The organism is Sphingobium terrigena (assembly GCF_003591655.1).
Classification (GTDB): Bacteria; Pseudomonadota; Alphaproteobacteria; order Sphingomonadales; family Sphingomonadaceae; genus Sphingobium; species Sphingobium terrigena.
Genome location: NZ_QVRA01000001.1, coordinates 125,354 through 149,365 on the forward strand (window position 1 = coordinate 125,354; position 24,012 = coordinate 149,365).

29 protein-coding genes are annotated in these 24,012 nt (G+C 63.9%); 21 read left to right on the forward strand and 8 right to left on the reverse strand.

Features of this window, described 5'->3' with window-relative positions:
* The first annotated feature begins 66 nt into the window (after positions 1 to 66).
* Entirely contained in the window at positions 67 to 912 is an 846-nt protein-coding gene (gene panC, locus D0Z70_RS00585; protein WP_119743486.1) for a pantoate--beta-alanine ligase, read from the forward strand.
* A gap of 6 nt (positions 913 to 918) precedes the next feature.
* On the opposite strand, the gene D0Z70_RS25635 is transcribed toward panC, so the two are convergent.
* The 3 genes from D0Z70_RS25635 to hemE form a co-directional block, all read right to left on the reverse strand.
* Positions 919 to 1,047, reverse strand: a complete 129-nt coding sequence (locus D0Z70_RS25635) for a hypothetical protein (protein ID WP_275402196.1) — start codon at positions 1,045 to 1,047, stop codon at positions 919 to 921.
* A gap of 175 nt (positions 1,048 to 1,222) precedes the next feature.
* Positions 1,223 to 1,663 (reverse strand): CopD family protein, encoded by a 441-nt coding sequence (locus D0Z70_RS00590; RefSeq protein ID WP_119743487.1) that lies wholly within the window; start codon positions 1,661 to 1,663, stop codon positions 1,223 to 1,225.
* The gene (hemE, locus tag D0Z70_RS00595) at positions 1,663 to 2,718 is read right to left on the reverse strand and encodes a uroporphyrinogen decarboxylase (RefSeq protein ID WP_119743488.1); all 1,056 of its coding nucleotides are present in this window, start codon (positions 2,716 to 2,718) and stop codon (positions 1,663 to 1,665) included. The genes D0Z70_RS00590 and hemE overlap by 1 nt, the downstream gene beginning before the upstream one ends.
* Before the next feature lie 289 nt (positions 2,719 to 3,007).
* Between hemE and D0Z70_RS00600 the strand changes: the two genes are divergently transcribed.
* The 11 genes from D0Z70_RS00600 to D0Z70_RS00650 all read left to right on the forward strand — a co-directional run bounded on the left by D0Z70_RS00600 (position 3,008) and on the right by D0Z70_RS00650 (position 10,125).
* Positions 3,008 to 3,835 (forward strand): pyruvate, water dikinase regulatory protein, encoded by an 828-nt coding sequence (locus tag D0Z70_RS00600; RefSeq protein ID WP_119743489.1) that lies wholly within the window; start codon positions 3,008 to 3,010, stop codon positions 3,833 to 3,835.
* Complete coding sequence (locus D0Z70_RS00605) at positions 3,832 to 4,425, forward strand: Maf family protein (protein ID WP_119743490.1); 594 nt, start codon at positions 3,832 to 3,834, stop codon at positions 4,423 to 4,425. Before D0Z70_RS00600 ends, D0Z70_RS00605 begins: the two co-directional genes overlap by 4 nt.
* A complete protein-coding gene (gene aroE / locus D0Z70_RS00610; RefSeq protein ID WP_119743491.1) occupies positions 4,422 to 5,246 on the forward strand; it encodes a shikimate dehydrogenase in 825 nt (274 codons plus the stop codon). Before D0Z70_RS00605 ends, aroE begins: the two co-directional genes overlap by 4 nt.
* Before the next feature lie 11 nt (positions 5,247 to 5,257).
* Positions 5,258 to 5,851 (forward strand): dephospho-CoA kinase, encoded by a 594-nt coding sequence (gene coaE / locus D0Z70_RS00615; RefSeq protein ID WP_119743492.1) that lies wholly within the window; start codon positions 5,258 to 5,260, stop codon positions 5,849 to 5,851.
* A gap of 32 nt (positions 5,852 to 5,883) precedes the next feature.
* On the forward strand, positions 5,884 to 6,585 hold the full coding sequence (gene dnaQ, locus D0Z70_RS00620) for a DNA polymerase III subunit epsilon (protein WP_119743493.1): 702 nt from the start codon (positions 5,884 to 5,886) through the stop codon (positions 6,583 to 6,585).
* A gap of 76 nt (positions 6,586 to 6,661) precedes the next feature.
* Positions 6,662 to 7,270 carry a ribosome hibernation-promoting factor, HPF/YfiA family gene (hpf, locus tag D0Z70_RS00625; RefSeq protein ID WP_119743494.1) on the forward strand — a complete coding sequence of 203 codons (609 nt, stop codon included), beginning with the start codon at positions 6,662 to 6,664 and terminating at the stop codon, positions 7,268 to 7,270.
* A 131-nt stretch (positions 7,271 to 7,401) separates the two neighbouring features.
* Entirely contained in the window at positions 7,402 to 7,869 is a 468-nt protein-coding gene (locus D0Z70_RS00630) for a PTS sugar transporter subunit IIA (protein WP_119743495.1), read from the forward strand.
* A complete protein-coding gene (locus D0Z70_RS00635) occupies positions 7,829 to 8,326 on the forward strand; it encodes a PaaI family thioesterase (protein WP_119743496.1) in 498 nt (165 codons plus the stop codon). The genes D0Z70_RS00630 and D0Z70_RS00635 overlap by 41 nt, the downstream gene beginning before the upstream one ends.
* Positions 8,316 to 8,669 (forward strand): DUF1491 family protein, encoded by a 354-nt coding sequence (locus D0Z70_RS00640; protein WP_119743497.1) that lies wholly within the window; start codon positions 8,316 to 8,318, stop codon positions 8,667 to 8,669. The genes D0Z70_RS00635 and D0Z70_RS00640 overlap by 11 nt, the downstream gene beginning before the upstream one ends.
* Positions 8,670 to 8,847: 178 nt before the next feature.
* Positions 8,848 to 9,519, forward strand: coding sequence for a cell wall hydrolase (locus D0Z70_RS00645; protein WP_119743498.1), 672 nt, complete (start codon positions 8,848 to 8,850; stop codon positions 9,517 to 9,519).
* Between the two features lie 111 nt (positions 9,520 to 9,630).
* Positions 9,631 to 10,125 carry an MmcB family DNA repair protein gene (locus D0Z70_RS00650; RefSeq protein ID WP_119743499.1) on the forward strand — a complete coding sequence of 165 codons (495 nt, stop codon included), beginning with the start codon at positions 9,631 to 9,633 and terminating at the stop codon, positions 10,123 to 10,125.
* 102 nt (positions 10,126 to 10,227) lie between these two features.
* Here D0Z70_RS00650 and D0Z70_RS00655 read toward each other — a convergent pair whose 3' ends face one another.
* Complete coding sequence (locus tag D0Z70_RS00655) at positions 10,228 to 10,854, reverse strand: ankyrin repeat domain-containing protein (RefSeq protein WP_420820349.1); 627 nt, start codon at positions 10,852 to 10,854, stop codon at positions 10,228 to 10,230.
* 41 nt (positions 10,855 to 10,895) lie between these two features.
* Here D0Z70_RS00655 and D0Z70_RS00660 point away from each other — a divergent pair, with 41 nt between their 5' ends.
* Genes D0Z70_RS00660 through D0Z70_RS00675 form a run of 4 tightly spaced genes read left to right on the forward strand, consistent with a single transcriptional unit; the run spans position 10,896 to position 12,940 of the window.
* A complete protein-coding gene (locus D0Z70_RS00660) occupies positions 10,896 to 11,549 on the forward strand; it encodes an SCO family protein (protein ID WP_119743501.1) in 654 nt (217 codons plus the stop codon).
* Positions 11,550 to 11,552: 3 nt separating this feature from the next.
* The gene (locus D0Z70_RS00665; protein WP_119743502.1) at positions 11,553 to 11,978 is read left to right on the forward strand and encodes a YcgN family cysteine cluster protein; all 426 of its coding nucleotides are present in this window, start codon (positions 11,553 to 11,555) and stop codon (positions 11,976 to 11,978) included.
* Positions 11,959 to 12,675 carry a M48 family metallopeptidase gene (locus D0Z70_RS00670; protein ID WP_119743503.1) on the forward strand — a complete coding sequence of 239 codons (717 nt, stop codon included), beginning with the start codon at positions 11,959 to 11,961 and terminating at the stop codon, positions 12,673 to 12,675. Before D0Z70_RS00665 ends, D0Z70_RS00670 begins: the two co-directional genes overlap by 20 nt.
* A gap of 4 nt (positions 12,676 to 12,679) precedes the next feature.
* Positions 12,680 to 12,940 carry a hypothetical protein gene (locus D0Z70_RS00675; RefSeq protein WP_119743504.1) on the forward strand — a complete coding sequence of 87 codons (261 nt, stop codon included), beginning with the start codon at positions 12,680 to 12,682 and terminating at the stop codon, positions 12,938 to 12,940.
* Positions 12,941 to 12,982: 42 nt separating this feature from the next.
* Here the strand turns inward: D0Z70_RS00675 and trhO are convergent, their stop codons facing one another.
* Positions 12,983 to 13,819 (reverse strand): oxygen-dependent tRNA uridine(34) hydroxylase TrhO, encoded by an 837-nt coding sequence (trhO, locus tag D0Z70_RS00680; protein ID WP_119743505.1) that lies wholly within the window; start codon positions 13,817 to 13,819, stop codon positions 12,983 to 12,985.
* Between the two features lie 64 nt (positions 13,820 to 13,883).
* Here trhO and pdeM point away from each other — a divergent pair, with 64 nt between their 5' ends.
* Together pdeM and D0Z70_RS00690 are read left to right on the forward strand one after the other, a co-directional pair.
* Positions 13,884 to 14,543, forward strand: coding sequence for a ligase-associated DNA damage response endonuclease PdeM (gene pdeM / locus D0Z70_RS00685; protein WP_119743506.1), 660 nt, complete (start codon positions 13,884 to 13,886; stop codon positions 14,541 to 14,543).
* 189 nt (positions 14,544 to 14,732) lie between these two features.
* Positions 14,733 to 17,528, forward strand: coding sequence for a TonB-dependent receptor (locus D0Z70_RS00690; protein WP_119743724.1), 2,796 nt, complete (start codon positions 14,733 to 14,735; stop codon positions 17,526 to 17,528).
* Here D0Z70_RS00690 and D0Z70_RS00695 read toward each other — a convergent pair.
* Positions 17,506 to 18,252 (reverse strand): YggS family pyridoxal phosphate-dependent enzyme, encoded by a 747-nt coding sequence (locus D0Z70_RS00695; RefSeq protein WP_119743507.1) that lies wholly within the window; start codon positions 18,250 to 18,252, stop codon positions 17,506 to 17,508. The two genes, D0Z70_RS00690 and D0Z70_RS00695, sit on opposite strands and share 23 nt — an antisense overlap.
* Before the next feature lie 23 nt (positions 18,253 to 18,275).
* Here D0Z70_RS00695 and D0Z70_RS00700 point away from each other — a divergent pair, with 23 nt between their 5' ends.
* Positions 18,276 to 18,833, forward strand: coding sequence for a thiamine phosphate synthase (locus D0Z70_RS00700; RefSeq protein WP_119743508.1), 558 nt, complete (start codon positions 18,276 to 18,278; stop codon positions 18,831 to 18,833).
* A 28-nt stretch (positions 18,834 to 18,861) separates the two neighbouring features.
* Here D0Z70_RS00700 and D0Z70_RS00705 read toward each other — a convergent pair whose 3' ends face one another.
* Positions 18,862 to 19,245, reverse strand: a complete 384-nt coding sequence (locus tag D0Z70_RS00705) for a hypothetical protein (protein WP_119743509.1) — start codon at positions 19,243 to 19,245, stop codon at positions 18,862 to 18,864.
* Between the two features lie 550 nt (positions 19,246 to 19,795).
* Positions 19,796 to 20,518 (reverse strand): hypothetical protein, encoded by a 723-nt coding sequence (locus D0Z70_RS00710; protein WP_119743510.1) that lies wholly within the window; start codon positions 20,516 to 20,518, stop codon positions 19,796 to 19,798.
* 272 nt (positions 20,519 to 20,790) lie between these two features.
* Here D0Z70_RS00710 and D0Z70_RS00715 point away from each other — a divergent pair, with 272 nt between their 5' ends.
* Positions 20,791 to 21,240 (forward strand): DUF3576 domain-containing protein, encoded by a 450-nt coding sequence (locus D0Z70_RS00715; RefSeq protein ID WP_119743511.1) that lies wholly within the window; start codon positions 20,791 to 20,793, stop codon positions 21,238 to 21,240.
* A 135-nt stretch (positions 21,241 to 21,375) separates the two neighbouring features.
* Entirely contained in the window at positions 21,376 to 23,904 is a 2,529-nt protein-coding gene (gene leuS / locus D0Z70_RS00720; protein ID WP_119743512.1) for a leucine--tRNA ligase, read from the forward strand.
* The last annotated feature ends 108 nt before the right edge of the window (positions 23,905 to 24,012 follow it).

The following is a 24,012-nucleotide window of genomic DNA, read 5'->3' on the forward strand; positions in this document are numbered from 1 at the left end:
GTCCAGCGACTGCGCGCCTAGCAGGACGTCCCTGTCACCCCTGCCCTTATCGGAGCCGTTCCTCCCGTGCAAACCCTGTCTGACCTGCCCGCGCTGCGCGCCGCCATCGCTGCGCTGAAAAGCGACGAAAAGCCGCTGGTTCTGGTGCCGACCATGGGCGCTTTGCATGACGGGCATATGGCATTGGTCGAGGAAGCGCGGCGGCACGGGCGGCATGTCGTCGTGTCGATCTTCGTCAATCCCAAACAGTTCGGGCCGAACGAGGATCTGGCCGCCTATCCACGGCGCGAGGCCAAGGACGCGCAGATGCTTAGCGCCGCCGGGGTCGAGATTTTGTGGATGCCCACGGTCGAGGTCATGTATCCGGCAGGCTTTGCCACCAACATCAGCGTGAGCGGGGTCAGCGACGGGCTGGACGGGGCAGCGCGACCGGGCCATTTCGATGGCGTCGCGACGGTGGTGACCAAATTGTTCAACCAGGTGCGGCCCGATGTCGCGATCTTCGGCGAGAAGGATTATCAGCAGCTCGCCGTCATTCGGTGCATGGTGGCCGACCTCGACATGGGCATAGAGATTGTCGGTATGCCGACCCAGCGGGCCGAGGATGGGTTGGCCCTGTCATCGCGCAATGCTTATCTCAGCGACGATGAGCGCAAGGCGGCGCTGGCTTTGCCGCGGGCGCTGGGCGAGGCCAAGCGGCAGATGGAGAAGGGCGGCGCGGTCGAGGAGGCACTGGCCAAGGCGGTCGCGATGCTGAGCGCCCAGGGCTTTGACCCGGTCGACTATGTGACTTTGTGCGATGCGGTCACGCTGGAGCCGATGCATGTGCTGGACCGCCCGGCCCGGCTGCTGGGGGCAGCGAAGCTGGGCAAGACGCGGCTGATCGACAATATCGCCGTCAATCCGGCCTGATCTGCGTCAGAACAGCTGTTTGGCAAGGATGGCGGCCGCTACCAACAGGCCGATGATAGCCCAGCCTTCCCAGCTACGCGGACCCCATCCCCAACCAAGACGCTTGCGACCAAACCAGAGGCGGGGATGATTCATCGGACGACTCCATCCTGATGCTTAACTTCGCACTTTTCCCGGTAAATCGGACATTTTATTGCGCGGGTCTGATCCTATCGGAAAGCGACAGCGGGATTATAGCAGCGCGGCAGGGTGTAGGATAGACACCCTTCCACCACCCTGCGGGCGGTCCCCCTCCCCGTGCCGGGGAGGATCAGAAGGGCTTGACGATCACTGCGATGACGATGACTGCGGCGGCCACGCCGGGGACTTCGTTGAACAGGCGCAACTGACGGTCGGTCAGGGTCCGCTGTCCCCTGGCCAGTTTCTTCCTATAGCCTGCAATCCAGCCATGATAGGCTGACAGGCCCAGCACGAAGAGCAGCTTCAAGTGGAACCAGCCAGAACTCCACGCGCCAAGCTCCACCATCAGCATCAGGCCGAAAATCCAGGTCAGCACCAGCGAGGGGTTGAGGATGATCTTGAGCAGCCGCTTTTCCCGCTCGATCCATTTGCGGTCCTCGTCCGATCCGGGCGCGCTTTCCTGATGATAGGCGAAGAAGCGCGGCATCATGAACAGGCCCGCCATCAGGAAGATGACGAAGATGACATGGGCAGCCTTTACCCACAGATAAGCGGCACCAAGATAGGCCATCAGACATGCTTTCCATTGCGGACACAGGCGATCAGCGCCTCGACATGCGCGATCGGCGTGTCGGGGAGGATGCCATGGCCCAGATTCATGATGTGTGGACGGTCAGCAAAGGCGGCGCGGATATTGTCCACCGCCTGTTCGACCGCCTGCCCGCCCGCGATCAGTGCCAGCGGATCGAGATTGCCCTGAACCGGCAAGCCCTGGGGCAGGACGCGGTTGGCCCAGTGGGGATCGACCGTTTCATCGACGCCGATCGCATCGACCCCGGTGCCAGCGGCATAATCGGCCAGTTTCGCGCCCGCACCCTTGGGGAAGCCGATGATCGGGATAGTGGGATGCAGTGCCTTCAACTTGCGCACGATCGCGGCATTGGGCTGGATCACCCAACGGTCGAACTGGAGCGGGGCGAGGCTGCCGGCCCAGCTGTCGAATAGCTGCACCGCCTCGACGCCAGCCTCGATCTGGCCAGACAAATAGGTGACGGTCGCATCGACAATGGTGTCGATCAGCGCGCCGAAGCGGGCGGGATCACCATAGGCGAGGCGACGGGCCGCGCCCTGATCCTTGCTGCCCTGCCCAGCCACCATATAGGTGGAGATCGTCCAGGGGCTGCCTGCAAAGCCAAGGAAGGTGACCGAGGGGTCGAGCGCTGCCTTGACCTGCCTGACCGTTTCATAGACCGCCTCAAAGCGGCTAAAATCGGGTTTAAGGGTGCCAAGATCCGTTTCAGCAAGGATGGGAGCAAGGCGCGGGCCTTCGCCCGCCTCGAACCACAGATCCTGTCCCATGGCGTAGGGGACGATCAATATGTCGGAAAAGAGGATGGCGCCATCAAAGCCGAACCGGCGCAAGGGCTGGAGCGTGACCTCCGCAGCGGCCTCGCTGTCATAGACAAGTTCGAGGAAGCCGCCCTTGTCCGCCCGCAATGCGCGATATTCGGGCAGATAGCGCCCGGCCTGGCGCATGAGCCACATCGGTGGCACGGATGGGACATCGCCCTGGAGGACGCCAAGCAGAGGCTTGGTAGCAAGGACCGTCGGCGCGTCGAGGCTCATCTATTCTCTCTTAATATAGATTTAAGTAGGATGATGGAGATAGTAGGGACGTTGGCAGCGGGGTTTATGCGCTGTGCCCGGATTTGCCAACAACTTGACTCCCTCGGCTTACGCTTTGCCGCCTGAGTCAGTCACTCTATCCCCGTTATCCACAGGCTGTGGATGAAAAATCGGGTCTGTTGGGGGGCTGTGGGTAAGATTTGCGGTGTCGTGGACGGAGCAAAAGCGGGGATTTTGTCCCCAACTCCTCCCTTGCTTTATCCACAGCCTGCCCACACAGATATGGGCCATGTCGCGCATCCACCTGCACCTCCTGTCGGACTCCACCGGTGAAACGCTGGAGAATATCGCCAAGGCCGCGATCGGCCTGTTCGAGAATGTCGAGGCGATCCGCCATTTCTGGCCGATGGTGCGGTCCGAAGTCCATCTCGACCGGATCATGCAGGAAATCGCCGCCAATCCGGGGCTGGTGCTGTTCACCCTGACCAACCATGTCTTGCGGCGGCGGCTGGAAACGCGCTGCCGGGCGCTGGGCCTGCCCCATGTCGCCGCGCTCGACAGCGTGGCCGACGCGCTGTCCAACATATTGGGGCAGGAAACGCGGACCCGGCCGGGGCGCAAACATATTCTCGACGAAGCCTATTTCGCCCGGATCGAGGCGATCCAGTTCACCATCGCCCATGATGATGGGGTGGGCCATGAAAATTGGGAGGAGGCGGACATCGTGCTGGCGGGCGTGTCGCGCGCGTCCAAGACGCCGACCTCCATCTACCTCGCCAATCGCGGCTACAAGACCGCCAATATCCCGCTGGTGCCGGAATCGCCGCCGCCCAAAAGCCTCTATAGCCTGAAACATCCCATGATCGTCGGCCTGACCGTCAGCCCCGATCGCCTGATCCAGATCCGCCGCAACCGGCTGCTCTCGCTCAATCAGGCGCCGGAGACGGCCTACGTGGATAATGAGAAGGTGCAGGAGGAGCTGGCTTTCGCCCGGCGGATGTTTGCAGATAATGGCTGGCCGGTGATCGACATGACCCGCCGGTCGATCGAGGAAGCGGCCGCGGCGATCATCAACCTGTTCAACGACCATGTTCTGGGTGAAGGGGCGGCATCATGATCGTGCTGGCATCGCAAAGCGCCAGTCGCCGGGCGCTGCTGGAGGCGGCGCAGGTGCCGTTCGAGGCGCTCTCGCCCGGCGTGGACGAGGAAGCGGCGAAGGATGCCTTGCGCGCCGACGGGCTGGACGCGCGGGCGCTGGCCGATGCGCTGGCGGAGTTGAAGGCGCTCAAGGTTTCGCGCCGGGTGCCGGGCGGGCTGGTGCTGGGATGCGACCAGACGCTGAGCCTGGATGATGGCAGCATGATCGACAAGGCGGTCGACCGGGCCGATGCGGCGCGGATACTGCGGTTGCTGTCGGGGCGGGTGCATCATCTGCACAGCGCGGCGGTGATCGTGCTGAATGGCGAGCCGATCTGGCGGCATGTCGAGCGGGTGCGGATGACGGTGCGGCCCCTGAGCGATGGCTTTATTGACACCTATCTGAACGGCGACTGGGACGAATGCCGCTGGTGCGTGGGCTGCTACCGGATCGAAGGGCCGGGCGCGCAATTGTTCAGCAAGGTGGAGGGCAGCCAGTTTGCGATTCAGGGCTTGCCGCTGCTGCCGCTGCTTGACTTTCTGCGCGTGCGCGGCGTTTTGGCGGCATGACCGACACGCTCCCCTATGCCGAAGTGATTGGCGATCCGATCGCCCACAGCAAATCGCCGCTCATTCATAATTTCTGGCTGAAAGCGCTGGATATCGAGGCGGAATATCGCAAGACCCATGTGACAGCCGAGGGGCTGGCCAGCTATTTTCTGCAACGGCGCGCCGATCCCGACTGGCTGGGCTGCAATGTCACCATCCCGCACAAGATTGCGGTGATGGAGTATACCGACGATCCGGGCGGGGTGCGCACGCGGATCGGGGCGATGAACACGATCGCCAGCGAAACCGGCGGGCCGCTGATCGGCACCAATACCGATGCGGGTGGCTTCCTCCAGCCCTTGCTGCGCGACAAATGGAAGGGGCAACGGGCCGTCCTGATTGGTGCTGGCGGCGCGGCGCGGGCGATCCTGTTCGCATTGTCGAGCCTGGGCGTGCCGGACATCACGATCATGGCGCGCGATGTCGCCAAGGGGCAGGCGCTGCTCGACCGGGCGGGGGTGAAGGGACGGATCATCAGCCTGACCGATCCGCTGCCGGCCTGCGACCTGCTGGTCAACAGCACGTCGCTGGGCATGGTGGGTCAGCCGGTGCTGGACCTTGACGTTGCCCCCCTGCCCGCCAGCGCGACCGTCTATGACATTGTCTATGCGCCGCTGGAGACCGATTTGCTGAAAGCGGCGCGGGCGCGGGGTCTCAAGACGCTCGACGGTCTGGAAATGCTGATCGGGCAGGCGGCACTGGCGTTCGATATTTTCTTCGATGCGCAGGCGCCGCGTGAGCTGGACGCCGATTTGCGCGCGCTGCTGCTGGCGGCGGACTGACGGGCGATCCCATGAAGATTTACGGCCTGACCGGATCGATCGGCATGGGCAAGTCGGCGGTGGCGGCGATGTTCCGGCGCGAGGGCGTGCCTTTGTTCGATGCCGATGCGGAAGTGCATCGGTTGCAGGGACCGGGCGGCGCGCTGATCCCGGCGATCGAGGCGCGTTTTCCCGGCACGACCGGACCCAGGGGGGTGGACCGGGCGAAGCTGGGCGCGGCGGTCTTTGGCCATCCCCATGAGCTGCGGGCGCTCGAAGCCATCGTTCATCCGGCGGTGCAGGCGGCGCGGCGCGCTTTCCTGCGGCGGCACCGGTCGCGGCGTTTCGTGATTCTCGATATTCCGCTGCTGTTCGAGACGCATGGGCAAAAGCGGCTGGCAGGCGTGATCGTCGTCACCGCGCCGGCGTGGAAACAGCGCAAGCGGGTGTTGGCGCGACCGGGAATGACCCCTGCCAAATTTCGCCGGATCGTCCATCTCCAGACCCCGGACGCGGAAAAAAGGCGGCGGGCCGATCATATCATCCACACCGGCACCACCTTTACCCAGACCCGCGCGCAGGTGCGGCGTCTCGTCGCTTGCCTTGGCGCAAAGATGGGTCGATAAGGGTTTGCCCAAGAGTCGATATGAAGAGGGCGATGCGCGAGATTATTTTCGATACCGAAACGACCGGATTCGATCCGGCATCCGGCGACCGACTGGTCGAGATCGGCTGCATCGAACTGATCAATCGCGTGCCGAGCGGCCGCACCTTCCATGCCTATTATAACCCGCAGCGGGACATGCCTGCCGCGGCGGAGGCGGTGCATGGCCTGTCGTCGACTTTCCTGAAGGACAAGCCGCTGTTCGCCAGCGGCGTCGATGATCTGCTCGCCTTTCTGGAGGATAGTCCGCTGGTCGCGCATAATGCGCGCTTCGATTTCGGCTTCCTCAACCATGAATTGCGGCTGTGCGGCCGCGCCGATGTGTCGATGACTCGCATGATCGACACGGTGGCGATCGCACGGACGCTGCATCCGGGCGCCAAGCACAGCCTGGACGCGCTCTGCACCCGCTACGGCATCGATCGCAGCCATCGCATCAAGCATGGCGCGCTGCTCGACGCCGAATTGCTGGCGCAGCTTTACATCGAACTGACCGGCGGCCGTCAGATCGGCCTGGGTCTTGCACAGGAGGAGGAAAAAGCAGCCAGTGACGGGGAACTTGGCGCTGGCGCCATGGTTCGCCCTGTTCGTCCCGCGCGCGTTTTTGCAGCGAGTGCGGCAGAGCTGGAACGGCATGGCAGGTTCATTGCGACCCTGGACAAGCCGATCTGGCTGGAGGAGGCGCAGCCGGGCTGACAAAAACGGTCCGTGTCCGTGCCTCCAGGTCATCCGGGCCGCTTCCTGCGACCCGGCAAGAATAAGGAGAAGGCATATGGATATTCGTGTTTCCGGGCATCAGGTCGACACGGGCGATGCGCTCAAGCAGCATGTCGCCGACCGCATGGAGGCGATGGCCGAGAAATATTTTTCCCGCACGATTTCGGCCCATGTGACCTTTCGACCCGCGCCGCACGGCGCCTTCCACTGCGACATCGTCTGTCATGTCATGACTGGCCTGATCCTGAAAGGGGCAGGCGAGGCGCAGGAGGCGCATCCGTCCTTCGACCAGGCGGCGGACCGGATCGAAAAGCAGCTGCGCCGTTATATGCGCCGTCTGAAGGACCGGCACAGCCAGGCGACCGCCGCGGAGGCGCAGCGGGTCAGCAGCTTCAGCGTCGATGATATTGACGGGGCGGGCTACACGATCTTCGCCTCGCCCGTGGACGAGCATGAGGAGGTGGTCGAGGATTCGCCGCTGATCGTCGCGGAAACCCGCGTCGATATTCCCGAAGCCAGCGTGTCCGACGCGGTCATGATGCTCGACCTGCGCAACACCAATGCGCTGCTGTTCGTCAATGCCGGGACCGCGGCCTACAACATGGTCTATCGTCGCCATGACGGCACCATTGGTTGGGTAGAGCCGCGTTTGACGGCGGGCTGAGCCGGGCCATCTGCCATGGGCCGCCTGTTGACCTGATGGTGCAGGCGGCTTATGGGGCCGGGCTTTATATTCCCCGATCGCCGCGCATCTAGACCCCAGGCTGGGCGCGGCCCGGCTGGTTCGGACAGACCATGGTTGATTTCCACGACATCGTTTCAGCGGACGCGCTCGCCACGGGCCTTTCGGTGAACGGCAAGAAGCAGTTGTTCCAGAAGATCGCGGCGCTGGCGTCCTGCGCCTATGGGCTGGACGCCGACGAGGTTGGCGACGCTTTGTTCGAGCGGGAGCGGCTGGGTTCGACCGGCTTTGGCGGCGGTGTCGCCATTCCCCATGCCAAGATTGCCGGGCTGGAACGGATGTGCGGCATGGTCGTGCTGCTCGATCCGGCAGTGCCATTCGATGCGGTGGACGATGCGCCGGTCGATATCGTCTTTGCCCTGCTCTCGCCCGTGGATAGCGGTGCTGAACATCTCAAGACGCTGGCGCGGGTGTCGCGCTATCTGCGGGACGAAAATCAGGTCGTGCGGTTGCGCGGGGCCAAGTCTGCCGCCGCGCTCCATGCGCTGCTGGCTGGTGGCGGGGCGCGTGACGCTGCCTGAGACAGGCGCGCCCGCCAGCGGCGAGGTCGCGCATTTCCGTGCGCTGGAAAATCTCTATCGCTCCGCGCCGATCAACCGGCTGTTCCGGTCGGAGATCGCGATTCAGGAGCCGGGCCGTTGCATCATCGATTTCGATGTCGATGAAAGCCAGTTCCACGCCGCCGGCGCCGTCCATGGCACCGTCTATTTCAAGATGCTGGACGATGCGGCCTTTTACGCGGCCAACAGCCTGGTCAGCGACCGATTCCTGCTGACCACCGCCTTCAACCTGCTGTTCACCCGCCCGATCGCGCCCGGCCGGATTCGCGCCGAGGGGCGCTGGATCAGCGGCAAGCGCCGCGTCTATGTGGCCGAGGCGAGTCTGGTCGATTCGGACGGCGAGGAAGTCGGGCGCGGCACCGGCACCTTCATGCGGTCACAATTCCCGCTCTCATCGTTGCCGGGATATGGTGGCTGAGTCGCAGGACAGTGCGCGGCTGACCAGTGCGATTCTGGTCAATGCGCTGGTGCGGCGGACGAACGCGGCGGGCGGCTTTGCGATGGTGCTGGTCAAGGGCGACGCGACCAGCGGCGTGATCCTGATACAAGCCCTTGAAAAAGGTAAGGAAACCGGGTTGTTCGAGCGGGTATCGAACTTTGCCGGGGGTCATGCGTTGATGCGCTGTGGACCTTCCCCGGAGGAGGGGCCGGAGGCGCTTGCCACCTATGTGGCGCGCCGGCGCAGATCGGACCCCGATCTGTGGATCGTCGAACTCGATATCCCGGAAGCAGAACGGTTCGCCGCTGAAACGATCTGCTGATCGTTGACATAGCGCAATGGCCTGTGCGAGAGGCCCGCCCACGCTGAACGCGCAGGTTGCTGCATTCGTCCAAGGGGGGTGAATGTCGTAAACACGCAGACGGGGGGCGGCCCAACGTCAGGGAATATGCGTTAAAAAACGACGTTTAAGGCCAAGAACCGCACGTTTTTGAGTAGTAATGAGTTTTCGTCTGAGAGCCGCGATCATCGTGGCATTTGCACTGTCCGCCACTGCGGCAGTGACCGCTTCCGACATGTCGATCGCCAGTGAGTCGGTCCAGTCGGTAGCCTCCCTTTCCAGGGATACGGTGCTGATTCCAGCGCCTGTGGCCGCCCAAAAGCCCGCCATCACCTTTGCCGCGCCGCGCGAAATCGTGCAGCCGCTGGCTTCGGCCTCCAAGGCCGACCTCACTTATTCCCCCGAATCCGACGTCCAGGTGAGCAGCCTGTCCGCGCTGGTTGCTGCCCATGGCGACGCCGAAGCCGTGGACGGCGACATGAAGTGCCTGGCCGGCGCGGTCTATTTCGAATCCAAGGGCGAAAGCCTGGAAGGTCAGCTGGCCGTGGCACGGGTGATCATCAACCGCGCCAAGTCCGGCCGTTTCGCCGACAGCCTGTGCGGCGTCGTTTATCAGCCCAGCCAGTTCAGTTTCGTGCGTGGCCACGGGATGCCGCCGATCCGCATCGACAGCCGCAGCTGGCGCGAAGCCGTCGCCATCGCCCAGATCGCGATGAACGACAGCTGGAACAGCCCGGCCGAAGGCGCGCTTTTCTTCCACGCCCGCCGCGTTTCGCCGGGTTGGGGCAAGGCCAAGCTGGCGATGATCGACAATCATATCTTCTATCGTTGAGGGACGGCGCGCGATTGGCGCGCATCTTTTGGGGTGGATCATGAAAAGGCCGATTTGGTGTTTACCGAATCGGCCTTTTCTTTTGTTCCCGACCTGTTCTAAAGTCGCGCAATGAGTAGCGCCCCAATTGATAGCTGTTCCCCGTTGACCGACGGCACCGCGCTGGCGGTGGCGCGGGGAACGTTGCGGCTGTTCTTTCGCCATGACATGAGCGGCATATTGGAAGTGCCGCTGCCCAATGGGCGACGAGCCGACATCATGGCGATCGACGGGGCGGGGCGGCTGACGATCGTGGAGATCAAGTGCAGCCGCGCGGACTTGCTGGGCGACATGAAATGGCCCGACTATTTCGACTATTGCGATCGCTATTATTGGGCGGTGCCGATGGGGTTCGACCTGTCGCTGTTCGATAGTGAAGCGCTATGGCCCGCGCGCACCGGGCTGATCGTTGCGGATCAATATGACGCTGAACTGGTCCGCCCCGCGCCGATCGAGCCATTGGCTGCGGCCCGGCGCAAGGCGGAGACGTTACGCTTTGCCCGGCGCGCGGCGCGGCGACTAACCGTGATCAGCGACCCTGATCATGCGGCGGAGATCGGGTGGTAGGGGGTAGCTGGCACGACGCGCAGACGCCCTCACCCAGCTTCGACTAGGCAGCACGCTGCCAAGTCTGCGCAACCCTCTCCCTCAAGGGAGAGGGGAAAATGGTCAAAACACCGGACCCTGCACTGGTCCCTTGGGCGTGGTGCTGGTCTTGGCGGCGGCGAGGGCTTCGGCGAGGCCGGGGGTGCGGTTGTCGCGGTTGGCATAGTCGCGGGCGGACATGCCGGCGATGCTGTCGCGCTTGTCGGGATTGGCACCCTGCGCCACCAGCAGCCGGACGAGGCCGAGGTCGCGCAACTGCACCGCCCGGATCAGCGGGGTTTCGCCGCTGCCATTGGTCTTGTCCACCTGCGCGCCATGGGCGATCAGCGTGCGCACGCCTTCCTCGAACCGGCCCTGCACCGCCTTCATCAGCGGGGGATTGCCTTCATTGTCGGCCAGATTGGGGTTGGCCCCCTTGGCCAGCATGAAAGCGAGCCAGGTGGCGTCGCGCCGGGCGATGACGATGTGCAGCGCGGTTTCGCCGGTCGTGACGTCGCGGCTGTTGACCACGGTGGAGCCGGGTTTTTGCAGCAGGTCGGTGACCTTCTGACCGTCGGCATCCTTCACGGCTTTCAGGAAATTATAGCTGTCGGAAAATTGCGCCTGCGCCGCGACCGGGGACAGCAGCGCCAGCGTCAGCGCGGCGGCGCGTCCCAGACCCATCCATGCGCTCAACCCGGTCTTGATCATCATTGGCCCCGTATCATTTGCAAATCGGCCCATAGCAAGGCATGGCTGGCGGCACCATGAACAAAGCAAAGATTGCGATCGCCCTGCCGCTGCTGGCCTTGCTGGCTGCGTGCAATATGGGGGCGGATGGAAACGCATCAAGCGGCGATAGCGCGGCAGGTGAACTGGCAGGCGCGCGGATCGGCGCGCCCTTCACCCTGACCGATCAGGATGGCAAGCCCCGACGCTGGGACGATTTCAAGGGCCGGTATCGGCTGGTCTATTTCGGCTATACCTATTGCCCCGATGTCTGCCCGGTCGACCTGCAACGCATCATGCAGGCCTTTGCCCAGTTCGAGAAAGCGCAGCCCGCGCTGGCGGCGAAGGTCCAGCCGATCTTCATCAGTGTCGATCCCGCGCGTGATACCCCCGCAATCCTGAAACCCTATGTCGCCGCCTTTCACCCGCGCCTCATCGGCCTGACCGGCACGCCGGAGCAGATCGCCAAGGTCGCCAAGGATTTCGTGGTCCTCTACAATGTGGAGGGCAAGCCTGGGGACAAGGACTATCTGGTCAGCCACAGCCGCACGCCGTACCTGTTCGATCAGCAAGGCAAGCCGGTCGCGTTGGTGCCGGTCGATGATCAGGGGACGCCGGACGTGGACGAGGGCGCGCCGGACAAGGTGCTGGCGTCGCTCGAAAAATGGGTGAAATAGGGCTTGGACTTCTGGGAAAAGCCTCTCCACACGCTGGACGCCGCCCAATGGGAGGCGTTGTGCGATGGCTGCGGCAAATGCTGCCTGCACAAGGCGGAGGATGAGGATACGGGGCATATCTACCCCACCAATGTCGCTTGCCGCCTGCTCGACCGCCATAGCGGCCAATGCACCAGCTACAAGAATCGCCGCAAATTCGTGCCGGACTGCGTGCGGCTGACCCCGGCCAAGGTGAAGCAGATCAGCTGGTTGCCGCGCACCTGCGCCTATCGCCTGCGCGAGGCGGGCGAACCGCTGCCCGACTGGCATTATCTGGTGAGCGGTGACCGGGAAGCGGTGCATCGCGCGCAGGAATCGGTGCGCGGCTGGACCGTGGCGGAGGCGGAAGCGGGCGACCTGGAGAATCATCTTGTCGACCGGGACATCTGATCCTGACGCCGCGATCGTTATCGACGGTGTGGCGATGCCGGTGCGGGTGCGCCGGTCGGCACGGGCGCGCGCCTACCGGCTGACGATCGACGGGGCGCGGGGCGAATTGCGCCTGTCGATGCCGGTGCGGGCGAACCTGAAACGCGCGCTGGGCTGGGCGCAGCAGCATGAGGGCTGGGTGCGCACGCACATGGCGGCGCAACCGGCGGTGACACTGCTGGACGATGGCGCTTGCCTTCCGCTGGAGGGGCGGGAGGTGCGCATCTGCTGGGTCGAAGGCGCGTCGCGCACGATAAGGCTTGAGGGTGATCGGCTGATGCTCGGTGGTGCGGCGGAGTCGGTGAGTGCGCGGGTGCAGCGCTGGCTGGTCGGACGGGCGAGGGCGGTGCTGGAGACCGAGACGCAGGAGTTGGCGCGCGACCATGGGCTGATCGTTGCGTCGGTCGGCGTGGGCGATCCGCGCAGCCGCTGGGGCAGTTGCACCTCAGCCGGCGCGATCCGCTATAGCTGGCGGCTGATCCTCTGCCCGCCCGACGTGCGGCGATCGACTGTGGCGCATGAGCTGGCGCATCTGCTGCATATGGACCACAGCCCGGCCTTCCACGCCGCCCATGCGCGGATTTATGGGGCGGACCCGCGACCTGCGCGGGCCTGGTTGCGCGCAAACGGGGCGGGGCTGCACCGCTATCGGGGATAGGCGAATGGCACGCCGGAGACGCTATCTGACTGCCACCATGCCGGACGGCTATGTCAAGACGATCGGGCCGACCGCGGACCCCTTCACCCATTATTGGCGGATCGTCGCCGTGCTGGACAATGGCAAGACGGAAGTGTTCTGGGGCCATGTGCGCTCGCTCGCCGAAGCGAAGAGGAAACGGGCGGCGGCGGCGGATGGCGCGCGGATGCGCGGCTGGAAAAGCTATGCGTTCGAGATTGCGGAGCTGGTGGAGACGGGGGGATGATACGGCGTGTTCCCGCGCAGGCAGGAACACGCTGTGTTTATTCTAACCCCGATGTGGCCACACCCCTGAGCCGTCGGCGGCGCACGCATGGGCTGTATCGTTGGGATAGGGCAGGCCGCAGGCGCGGCAGGTGCTGTAGTCGCCGACTTTCAGCCCATGGCCCACCGCCACCCGTTCATCGAACACATAGCAGTCGCCCTGCCAGCGGCTTTCGGACTCCGGCATTTCCTCCAGATAGCGCAGGATGCCGCCCTTGAGGTGATAGACATTGTCAAACCCGCGCGCCTTGACCAATGCGGTGGACTTTTCGCAGCGTATGCCGCCGGTGCAGAACATCGCGATCTTGGGACTACGGCCTTGCGCCTTCAAGTCGGCGGCAAAGGCGTCGAACCAGCCGGGAAAGTCGCGGAAGGCGCGGGTGCCAGGGTCGATCGCGCGATCGAAGGTGCCGACCGCGACTTCATAGGCGTTGCGGGTGTCGATGACGATCGTGTCGGGATCGGCGATCAGCACGTTCCAGTCGACCGGGTCGAGATGCGTGCCGGCCTGATGCGCAGGGTCCAGATTGCCGACGCCCAGCGTGACGATCTCCGGCTTCACCTTCACCTTCATCCGGGCGAACGGGGCGACATGGGCCGTCGCATATTTGACGTCGAGATCGGCGCAGCCGGGCAGCTGGCGGAGATGATCAACCAGCGTTGCGATCGCGTCGGCTCTGCCCGCCACGGTGCCGTTAATCCCCTCGCCCGCGACGATCAGCGTGCCGCGCGTGTCGAGCGACGCGCAGAGCGAGCGCAGATCCGCCGCGATGCCCTGGGGATCATCGAAGCTGGCGAAGCGGTAGAGGGCGGCAACGGTGAAAGGCGCAGTGTCGGACATGGCGGCGCTATAGGCGTTCGTTGGCCCTCTTGAAAGCGGGACCGCATCGGCGCATAGCCGGGGGATGGTTCCCCTTTCGTTCGCTGGTGAGGCGTTTCTGGCGCTGCCGCAGGCCGCGCTCTATTGGCCTGCGCGCGCGGCCTTGCTAGTCGCTGACCTGCATTTTGAAAAAGCGAGCTGGTATGCCCGCTTTGGCCAGTTCCTGCCGCCCCATGACAGTGAGGCGACGCTGGACCTGATCGAGGCGCTGGTGGCGCAGACGGGCGCGCGGTCGGTCTGGTCGCTGGGCGACAGTTTCCATGATGCCGGGGGGGCGGCGCGGCTGGACCCGCGCGCGCGCCAGCGGCTCGATTCCCTTACGGAAAGGGTGGACTGGACCTGGATTACCGGTAATCATGACGTCGGCGTGGCGGACATGCCGGGGGGACGCAGGCTGGTCGAGGCGGAACTGGGCGGGATCATCCTGCGGCATGAGGCGCAGCCGGACGATCCACGGCCCGAAATATCCGGCCATTTCCACCCGAAATTCCGCCTGTCGGTGCGCGGTCGCCATGTGGCGCGCCGCTGCTTCGTGGAATCGGCCACCAAGCTGATTCTGCCCGCGCTTGGGGCGCTGACGGGGGGACTGGATGCAGGCCATGGGGAGATTCGGCGTGTGGTGGGACCCGGAGCCAGTGCTTTGGTGCCGGTTTCGGACCGATTGTTACGCTTTCCGTTATCGTAAAGAAACGCTACGGAAACCGGATTTTAAGCCGTTGCCGATAAGCAACAGGGTGTGAATATCACGCCACCCAACCCCGCAAAAGGCGCAGAAAAGCTAGGCTCTCTTGCCTTCGCCGGGCTGTGGCAGCATAAACAGGCACAGCACCCGACACGCCGAAAAGGCGTGCGGGCCAGGAGAGGATCGACCATGATGACAGACAAGAGCCTTTGGCTGACGACCGCCGGCATGATCGCATTGACGATGGCGATGCCCGCCGCCGCGCAGGAGACGGCCGCGCCGCAAGCCGCCGTCGATCAGGACAGTTCGGAAATCATCGTGACCGCCACCCGGCGCGCCAGTCCGCTGTCCGACGTGCCGATCGCGGTGTCGGCTGTGAGCGCGCAGGCGATGCAGAATAGCGGCGCCAGCGACATCCGGACATTGAACCAGCTCGCCCCGTCGCTGCTGGTGTCATCGACCGGATCGGAAGCCAATGCGTCCGCGCGTATTCGCGGCATCGGCACGGTTGGCGACAATCCGGGGCTGGAAAGCTCGGTCGCGGTGTTCATCGACGGCGTCTATCGTTCGCGCACCGGCGCGGGCCTCAATGAGTTGGGCGAGATTGAGCGGGTCGAAGTGCTTCGCGGGCCGCAGGGGACTTTGTTTGGCCGCAATGCGTCGGCGGGCCTGATCAACATCATCAGCAAGGCACCGGAACGCACGTTCAGCGCCAAGGGTGAGATCACCTATGGCAATTATGATTATTGGCGGCTGTCGGGCCGTGTCACCGGGCCGGTGGCGGACGGTATTGCGCTCAGCCTGGACGGGGTATGGTCCAAGCGCGACGGCTTCTACAAGCTGGTCGATACGGCAGGCAACACGGTTGGCGACACCAATGACCGCGACCGCTATTTCCTGCGCGGACAGGCGCTGATCGAGCCGAATGACGATCTGTCGATCCGCCTGATCGGCGATTATACCAATCGCGACGAAAGCTGCTGCGGCGCGGCCTATACCGAAGCGCGGGAACGGACCCCGGCGGCGGGCGGCGGATACAACACAGCCAGCTTCAACCGGATCGCCGCGATCCTGGCGGGGCAGGGCAGCGTGATTGCCGCCGACCCTTATGATCGCGAACTTACGACCACGCCGGGCCGCGATTATGTGAGCAAATTGAAGGATTGGGGCGTGTCGGGCGAGGTCAATTATGACCTGGGCGGTGCGAAGCTGACCAGCATCACCGCCTATCGCGATTATAAGTCGAGCGACTATGGCGATTATGACTATAATCGCGCCGACCTGCTCTATCGCGATCCCAACACCTATCGCCAGTTCAAGACCTTCACCCAGGAATTGCGGGCGCAGGGCTCTGCCTTTGGCGAGATGCTCGACTGGCTGGTTGGTGGCTATTATGCCAATGAGCGGCTGACCTTGCAGGATAATATCCGCTTTGGCGCCGATTATGGCCGCTTTTCCGCCTGTCGCCTGATGGCGGGGGCGGGCGTCAACAGCAACTTCCCGCCATCCACGCTGGCCGCCTGTGGCAGCGGACTGGCGACCGGGGCGCTGATCACCGGCACGCAGGCCAATCTGAATGCTGGTCTGAACGCGGCCTTCCTGAACGCTGGCCTGCCTGCGCCAGTCGCGGCGGGGCAGGCGGGCGCAATCTCGACGGGTCTGGGCAATGGCCTGCGCGCGCTGGCGGCGATCCCGTCGGGCACCGGCGACATTGCATCCATCTATCGCCAGAAGAGCGAGAATTGGGCGCTGTTCACCCATAATATCGTCCACATCACCAAGCGGCTCGATCTGACGCTGGGCCTGCGCTACACGCATGAGAGCAAGACATTCTCGTCCGATTTCAACAATAACAATGCGACCTGCGCGGCGTTGCAGCCGGGGCTGGCACCGATCGCCAGCAATCCGGCACTGGGCAGCGCGGCGGCATTGGCGGCCGGCATATTGACGCTGGGGTGCCTGGGCAATGGCTCCACCAGCCTCAACGCGCTCGACCTGAACGACAAGATCAGCGACGGCGAATTTTCCGGCACGGCGGTGCTGTCGTGGAAGGCGACCGACGACCTGATGGTCTATAGCAGCTATTCCAAGGGCTATAAGGCGGGCGGCTTCAACCTGGATCGCTTCCAGCTGGGATCGACCGGGCTGAACGTCATCCCCGCCGTATTCGCGCCGCGCACCAATGCCGACGTGACCAGCCTGCGCTTTGCCGCGGAAAAGGTGGATTCGTTTGAGGTGGGCCTCAAATATAGCGCGCCCAAATGGAGCGTGAATCTGGCCGGATTCCGGCAGGAATTCAAGAATTTCCAGCTCAACACCTTCAACGGCACCAGCTTCGTCGTCCAGAATATCAATGGCTGCGACGGGGCGCTGAGCGCGGCGCGGACCTGCGCGGCGGATGATGTCGGGCCGGGCCTGATCAGCCAGGGTATCGAACTGGAATGGTCGGTCACCCCGGCGCGCAATTTCCGCGTGGCGGGCGGCGCGACCTATGCCGAGGCGAAATTCGCCAACCGGCTGGTCGGCAGCGGCAATGGCGCGGTGCCGCTGGACCCGGCCTTGTTCCTGCTGCCCGGCGCGATCAACAGCAATGCGCCCAAGATGGTGACGACCGCCAGCATGGCCTGGACGCCAGACATCGGGACGAGCGGCCTGTCAGCGCTCTTCTATGTCGATGGCCGCATGACCAGCGACTATAATACCGGGTCGGACCTGTTCCCCGAAAAGCGGCAGGATGGCTATGCCATCTTCAATGCGCGCGTCGGCATTCGTGGTCCCAACCAGCGCTGGGCGGTGGAGTTCTGGGGCCAGAATATCTTTAACCAGGACTATACCCAGGTGTCGTTCAGCAGCCCGCTCCAGTCGAGCAGCCCGGCGACCTCCACGACGGGCCAGTTCGCCGCAGGCGCGCCGATGGCGAACCAGCTGATCTCCTCCTACCTCGCCGAGCCGCGCACCTACGGCATCACGCTCCGGGGGAGTTTCTAAGCATCCCCAGCCCGCTCCGGGGTACGGGGCGGGCTGGCGGAGGCCGATCGCCGAACAGGGCGGTGCCGACGCGAATGTCGGTCGCCCCCAGCATGATCGCGGTTTCATAGTCGCTGGACATGCCCATAGACAGTCGGGGCAAACCTTCCTCCCGCGCCATTTTTGCAAGCAGCGCGAAATAGGGGGCAGGCTCCACATCGGCGGGCGGGACCGCCATCAGGCCGAGCAGGGGAATGTCGGCGGCGCGGGCAGCGGCGATCAGCGCGGGCGTGTCGGCGATCGCGCAGCCGCCCTTTTGCGGCTCCGCGCCGATATTGACCTGAATATAGCAGGGGACACGCTTGCCCGCCGCGTCCATCGCCTTGGCCAGCGCGGTCAGCAGCGAAGGGCGGTCAAGGCTGTGGATGACATCGAACAGGGCGACGGCATCGGCGGCCTTGTTGGATTGGAGCTGGCCGACCAGATGCAGGCTTATGTCGGGATGCGCCTGTCGCAGCGCGGGCCATTTCTCCTGCGCCTCCTGCACCCGGTTTTCGCCAAACACGCGCTGTCCTGCCGCAATCAGCGGGCGGATGGCGTCGGCATCCTTGGTCTTGGAGATGGCGATCAGGGTGACGGCGTCGGCGGTCCGGCCGGTCAGGCGGGCGGCCCTGGCGATGTCGTCCTGGATGGTGGCCAGGCGGCTGGCGGCGTCATGGGTGGCAATGCTGCTGTCTGTCGTCATGCGCGCTGCTATAGGGCAGGGTCATGACCTGTCGCCACCGCAAAAATATGCCCCTGATCTGGTTGATGACCGACGAGCGGATCGGCGACGCCGCTTTGCTGGCGGCAGTGGCGCGGCTGCCCAGGGGGCGGGCGGGGATCATCTTTCGGCATTACCGGACGGATTCGGGGGTGCGGCGGGCGCTGTTCGATGCGGTCCGGGCGATCGCGCGGCGGCGGCGGCTGGTGCTGATGCTGGCGGGGACGGCGCGGCAGGCGGCGGCTTGGGCAGCGGATGGCTGGCACGGGCGCGACGCGCGCCGGGCAGGGCGACCGATGCGGCACAGCGCGCCAGTGCATGACGCGCGGGAGATGGTGGCGGCGGGGCGGGGCGGGGCGGATATGGTGTTGCTGTCGCCCTTGTTTCCTACGCGGTCACATCCGGGTGGGGCGAGTCTTGGCCGGGTGCGGTTTGCGGCCCTGGCGCGGGGGGCGATGATGCCGGTTGTTGCGCTGGGTGGCATGACGCGGGAGCATGGCCGGATGTTGCGCGGCATCGGGGCTGCGGGATGGGCGGCGATTGATGGGTTGGCTGGGGAGTGAGCGGCGAATTGGGGTGGATTGCGGATTGTCAGGTGTCGGGAACAGACGGAAACAAAACGTCTTGCTCCAAAGCCATCGACGATCCCTCCATGCGCTTTTGCGCGCAGTCGAAATGGGCGTAGATTATTTGTGTCGGCGGTTCGTCACATTGATCGGACCAGAGATCGCTAAGACCAATGGCTAACGCCTGACGACCATTCTGCTCAATACCTTCGCCACAAAACCAACATTCATAGGCTGGACCAAGTAGACTATTGGCTATTCCGTGAGGATTGTCGACCTCGACCGCGCCGAGTAGTTCAACTACCCTTTCCCTACTCTTTTCGTCGATTGCTGCGTCGAACTCATCAAGGATGCCCGCTGCAAACAAGCGTTCGTTCAACGTCATTCCCGAATAGTTGGTTTTCTCCATGCCGGATCCTTAGCCGACCTTTGGGAGGTCCGCTATCGGGCTTGGCCTTGGTAACTATGGATGACTGCAAATGGTCGAGGACGCTCGTCACTAATTTAGAAGAAAATTAGTGGCGTCGCGACAAAGGCCCGGCTCCCACCATTTCCCACCCATGTCCAAGCAAGTGTCTATGGCAACCTCTCCTCTGAGGAACCAGCCAGCCGCTAAGCCAACGATTAATGCCAAGGCAATGGGCAGAACGCGCTTCCACATCGTGTCACGCTACAGCCATTTTGAATGGCAGCAAAGAGGACAGAGCAGAGCGTGCTGAAAAGGCCGCAAATGTCATTGCCTACCGACAACCGCCGTCATCCTGACGACCCGAAGGGCAGCGTAGCTAACGTCAGGAGTCATTGGCGCCTTCTTCACGCACAATCGCAACGCTTGCGTGAATGGATCCCGGATCAAGTCCGGGATGACGGCGGCGGAGAAGTCTGCCTTTTCGAGACATCGACTTTTAACGCGATCAGGCAGTATACTCGACGTTCCGCAATCCCAGCCTTTCAGCCGATCAGAATTTGAACACAGTGCCCAGATAGACGGCCTGGCTGTCCTGACGGTCGTCGGTCATCGGGGTCAGGCGGCCTGCGACGCTATTGTTGTAGCGCACGCCCGCAGTGACGTTCAGGTTGCGCGTCAGCGAATAGGAGCTGGCGAGATCCAGCGAATAATCCTTGTCAGCCGCAGGCCCTCGCGTCGCGGCGATGGCGTCGCGGCGGGTTTCGATCAGCATCTTGGTGCTGAAACGATCCTTCTTGCTGCTATCCAGCGAGAAATTCTTGGCATCGACCATGGTTTCGACCGCCACCGGATCAAGCGCCTTGCGGCCAACCGCTTCGGGCAGGGCGAACTTGCGCCAGCCATGGGCGCCGTTCAGGCTGAAAGCGACCGGGGCGATATTGACCGGGGTCAGGGTGCTGTTCACCGCAACCCGATCATTGCCGCCCGCGCGCACCATCACGGTGATTGCGCGCTGGCCGCTGAGCGAGCCGCTGGTGGGCGTGAAGCGGAAGCCCTGACGGCTGGCCGACGCGGCAATCTTTGCATAGGCGGCGGCAAGGCGCGGGTCTTTGGTCGTGGGCGTGAAGGAGGAGATGCTGCCCAGTGCGCCGAGCGACACCGGCGATTGCATACGCACCAGATCGGTCGCTGCGCCGATGGCAGGAGACAGCATGAAGCCAGCCACGGCAACCGCCGCGCCCGCCAATGCCAAATGTCCCCTATTCACACGCATGACTCGATTCTTTCCCCACCGACTTATAGTCCATAACGCTCTACACGCCCAAAGCCGCCACTGGCTAGTGCCACCCCCATGATATCCCCCTTTTTGTCTGAGCTGTTGCACGGAACACACAGGCGCGCCGCAATGATCCATGCCCGTTTGCGATCGATTGCGCCCGATCGCGCGCGGGCCTGCCCGCCGCGCCTTGCTCCCCCTTGCTCCTGCGCGCGGTGCCACTATAGAAGGCGCGAGCTTTTTTCGTCTTTTCAGCTAGGACATGCCTGATGGCCAGCCGCCTTTTCCGTTCCGTTTCCGCCGCAATGCTGCTGACCGCCCTGTTGCCGCTGGCCGCCTGTGGTGGCGGGTCCAAGGACCGGCCCAAGGCGGATCTGGCCGCGTCGAAGGTGACCACGATCGGCGTCAACGCCTATCTGTGGCGCGCGAGCCTGGATACTTTGTCCTTCATGCCGATGGTGCAGACCGATTCCAACGGCGGCGTGATCGTCACCGACTGGTATGCCAACCCCAACAGCCCCAATGAGCGGATGAAGCTGACCGTATCGATCCTGGACCAGGATCTGCGCGCCGACGCGCTGCGCGTTGCGGCCAGCCGTCAGGTGAGCCAGGGCGGCCAGTGGATCGACGCGCCGGTGCAGGCTGCGACCGTGCAGAAGCTGGAAGAGGTCATCCTGACCAAGGCCCGCGACCTGCGCCGCACCGCGATTGCGGGCTAAACATCGGACTATTTTTTCCGTTCGGGCTGAGCGAAGTCGAAGCCTTCCGCCGAACGAAGCGAAGTGCCTTCACTTCGTTCTGGCGTGCCCTTCGACTTCGCTCAGGGCGAACGGATGTGAGGGAACAGGATAATCATGCAAAGGCGCTTCAATCCGCTGGAGGCCGACGCCCGCTGGCAGGCGATCTGGGACGAGAAGCAGAGCTTTCGGGCGGACGATGCGTCGCCCAAGCCGCGATCCTATGTGCTGGAGATGTTTCCCTATCCGTCCGGGCGCATCCATATCGGCCATGTCCGCAACTATTCCATGGGCGACGTGCTGGCGCGATTCCGCCGGATGACGGGCCATGAAGTGCTGCACCCGATGGGCTGGGACGCCTTCGGGATGCCGGCCGAAAATGCCGCGATGGAGAAAAAGGTTCATCCGGGCAAATGGACCTATGAGAATATCGCCAACATGAAAGCGCAGCTCAAGAAACTGGGCTTTGCGCTGGACTGGAGCCGCGAACTGGCGACCTGCCACCCCGATTATTATGGCCATGAACAGGCGCTGTTTCTGGACATGCTGGACGCGGGGCTGGTCTATCGCAAGGAGTCGGCGGTCAATTGGGACCCGGTCGACATGACCGTGCTGGCGAACGAACAGGTGATCGACGGCAAGGGCTGGCGGTCGGGCGCGACGGTCGAGAAGCGCAAACTGTCCCAATGGTTCCTGAAAATCACCCAATTCGCCGACGATCTGCTGGAGGGACTGAAAGGCCTCGACCAGTGGCCCGAAAAAGTGCGGACGATGCAGGAAAACTGGATCGGCAAGTCGGTCGGGCTGCAATTCAAGTTTCAGCCGGTCGCGCCGTTCGATCAAGCGATCGAAGTCTATTCGACCCGGCCCGACACGATTTTCGGGGCGAGCTTCGTGGCGATCGCGGCGGACCATCCCGTGGCGCAGGCCGTGGCGGCGGACAATGCGCAGGCGCAGGCCTTTATCGACCTGTGCAAGGCGGGCGGGACTACGGCAGCGGAGCTGGAGACGGCGGAGAAGCTGGGTTTCGACACAGGCCTGACCGTCACCCATCCGTTCGATCCCGACTGGCAGTTGCCGGTGTTCATCGCTAATTTCGTGCTGATGGACTATGGCACCGGCGCTGTGATGGGCGTGCCCGCGCACGACCAGCGCGACCTGGATTTTGCGCGCAAATATATGTTGCCGGTCGAGCGCGTCGTCGCGGCCGAGGGCGATGAAACTGCGCCGATCCACAATGAAGCCTATGTCGGGCCGGGCAGGCTGGTGAACAGCCGCTTCCTCAATGGCATGGCGGTCGAGGAGGCCAAGGCCGCCGTCATCGCCCGCGCGCAAGGCGAAGGCTGGGGCGCGGGCAAGACGGTGTTCCGCCTGCGCGACTGGGGCGTGTCGCGCCAGCGTTATTGGGGGACGCCGATCCCGGTGATCCATTGCGATGGCTGCGGCGTGGTGCCGGTGCCAAAGGCGCAGCTGCCCGTCGTGCTGCCCGACGATGTGACCTTCGACATTCCGGGCAATCCGCTCGACCGCCATCCGACCTGGAAGCATGTGGAGTGCCCGGCGTGCGGCAAGGCGGCGGTGCGGGAAACCGACACGCTGGACACGTTCGCCGATTCAAGCTGGTATTTCATCCGCTTCGCCAGCCAGCCCAAGGACAAGCCGTTCGACCGGGAAACGGTCGAAAAATGGCTGCCGGTCGGCCAATATATTGGCGGGGTCGAACATGCGATCCTGCACCTGCTCTACGCGCGCTTCTGGACGCGCGCGCTCCAGCATATGGGGCAATTGGGCTTTGCCGAGCCGTTCACCGGCCTGTTCACGCAGGGGATGGTGACGCATGAGACCTATAGCCGCGAACAGGGCGACGGCCTGCCGCCGGTCTATTTCGCGCCGGGCGAGATTGAACGCGCAGCCGACGGCGCGACCCTGATCGCGGACAAGGCACCGGTCGAGGTCGGCCGGGTCGTCAAAATGTCCAAGTCCAAGAAGAATGTCGTCGATCCCGATGACATCATCGCCCAATATGGCGCGGATGCGGTGCGCTGGTTCATGCTGTCCGACAGCCCGCCCGAACGCGACCTGCCCTGGACCGAAAGCGGGATCGAGGGATCGTGGCGCTTCGTCAACCGCTTGTGGCGCCTGTTCGGGCAGATCGAGGCCGGGGCGGAAGGGGCGGAGAAGGCACTCGACCGCAAGCTGCATCAGACCATCGACGGGATCGCCAAGGATATTGAGGCACTGTCCTTCAACAAGGCGGTCGCCAAGATTTACGAACTGGCCAATGCGGTGGAGAAGGCCGCGCCGTCCGCGTCGCGCAATGCCGCGATCCGCGCGCTGGCGCTGCTGGTCGCGCCGATGACGCCGCATCTGGCGGAGGAGGCCTGGGCCGACATGGGCGAAACCGGCCTGATCGCCGATGCGGCATGGCCCGCAGTCGATCCGGCGCTGCTGGTGGATGATGAAGTGACCATCGCCTGCCAGGTGATGGGCAAGCTGCGCGACACCATCACCGTGCCCAAGGGGACCGACAGGCAAGAGCTGGAGCGGCTGGCGCTGGCCGCGCCCAATGTGGTCCGCATCCTCGACGGGGCGACGCCCAAGAAGATCATCGTCGTGCCGGATCGTCTGGTGAATCTGGTTATCTAACAACAAGGTGCGATGATTGCGGCCCCCCTCCCCGGCGGGGAGGGGTCGGGGGAGGGGGAGCAAGGCGAAGCCGCGCGTCCACACTGGCGGCAGCACACCCCCACCCAA

Coding starts and splice junctions, on each gene's coding strand:
- D0Z70_RS00695 (WP_119743507.1), bottom strand. CDS start 18,252: ATGACGACAGACAGCAGCATTGCCACCCATGACGCCGCCAGCCGCCTG.
- D0Z70_RS25635 (WP_275402196.1), bottom strand. CDS start 1,047: ATGAATCATCCCCGCCTCTGGTTTGGTCGCAAGCGTCTTGGTTGGGGA.
- D0Z70_RS00675 (WP_119743504.1), top strand. CDS start 12,680: ATGGCACGCCGGAGACGCTATCTGACTGCCACCATGCCGGACGGCTAT.
- D0Z70_RS00655 (WP_420820349.1), bottom strand. CDS start 10,854: ATGATCAAGACCGGGTTGAGCGCATGGATGGGTCTGGGACGCGCCGCC.
- D0Z70_RS00645 (WP_119743498.1), top strand. CDS start 8,848: ATGAGTTTTCGTCTGAGAGCCGCGATCATCGTGGCATTTGCACTGTCC.
- D0Z70_RS00630 (WP_119743495.1), top strand. CDS start 7,402: ATGGTTGATTTCCACGACATCGTTTCAGCGGACGCGCTCGCCACGGGC.
- D0Z70_RS00605 (WP_119743490.1), top strand. CDS start 3,832: ATGATCGTGCTGGCATCGCAAAGCGCCAGTCGCCGGGCGCTGCTGGAG.
- trhO (WP_119743505.1), bottom strand. CDS start 13,819: ATGTCCGACACTGCGCCTTTCACCGTTGCCGCCCTCTACCGCTTCGCC.
- D0Z70_RS00650 (WP_119743499.1), top strand. CDS start 9,631: ATGAGTAGCGCCCCAATTGATAGCTGTTCCCCGTTGACCGACGGCACC.
- leuS (WP_119743512.1), top strand. CDS start 21,376: ATGCAAAGGCGCTTCAATCCGCTGGAGGCCGACGCCCGCTGGCAGGCG.
- hemE (WP_119743488.1), bottom strand. CDS start 2,718: ATGAGCCTCGACGCGCCGACGGTCCTTGCTACCAAGCCTCTGCTTGGC.
- dnaQ (WP_119743493.1), top strand. CDS start 5,884: ATGCGCGAGATTATTTTCGATACCGAAACGACCGGATTCGATCCGGCA.
- D0Z70_RS00715 (WP_119743511.1), top strand. CDS start 20,791: ATGGCCAGCCGCCTTTTCCGTTCCGTTTCCGCCGCAATGCTGCTGACC.
- D0Z70_RS00660 (WP_119743501.1), top strand. CDS start 10,896: ATGGCTGGCGGCACCATGAACAAAGCAAAGATTGCGATCGCCCTGCCG.
- aroE (WP_119743491.1), top strand. CDS start 4,422: ATGACCGACACGCTCCCCTATGCCGAAGTGATTGGCGATCCGATCGCC.
- D0Z70_RS00635 (WP_119743496.1), top strand. CDS start 7,829: ATGCGCTGCTGGCTGGTGGCGGGGCGCGTGACGCTGCCTGAGACAGGC.
- D0Z70_RS00690 (WP_119743724.1), top strand. CDS start 14,733: ATGACAGACAAGAGCCTTTGGCTGACGACCGCCGGCATGATCGCATTG.
- hpf (WP_119743494.1), top strand. CDS start 6,662: ATGGATATTCGTGTTTCCGGGCATCAGGTCGACACGGGCGATGCGCTC.
- D0Z70_RS00640 (WP_119743497.1), top strand. CDS start 8,316: ATGGTGGCTGAGTCGCAGGACAGTGCGCGGCTGACCAGTGCGATTCTG.
- pdeM (WP_119743506.1), top strand. CDS start 13,884: ATGGTTCCCCTTTCGTTCGCTGGTGAGGCGTTTCTGGCGCTGCCGCAG.
- D0Z70_RS00705 (WP_119743509.1), bottom strand. CDS start 19,245: ATGGAGAAAACCAACTATTCGGGAATGACGTTGAACGAACGCTTGTTT.
- D0Z70_RS00590 (WP_119743487.1), bottom strand. CDS start 1,663: ATGGCCTATCTTGGTGCCGCTTATCTGTGGGTAAAGGCTGCCCATGTC.
- coaE (WP_119743492.1), top strand. CDS start 5,258: ATGAAGATTTACGGCCTGACCGGATCGATCGGCATGGGCAAGTCGGCG.
- D0Z70_RS00600 (WP_119743489.1), top strand. CDS start 3,008: ATGTCGCGCATCCACCTGCACCTCCTGTCGGACTCCACCGGTGAAACG.
- D0Z70_RS00700 (WP_119743508.1), top strand. CDS start 18,276: ATGACCTGTCGCCACCGCAAAAATATGCCCCTGATCTGGTTGATGACC.
- D0Z70_RS00710 (WP_119743510.1), bottom strand. CDS start 20,518: ATGCGTGTGAATAGGGGACATTTGGCATTGGCGGGCGCGGCGGTTGCC.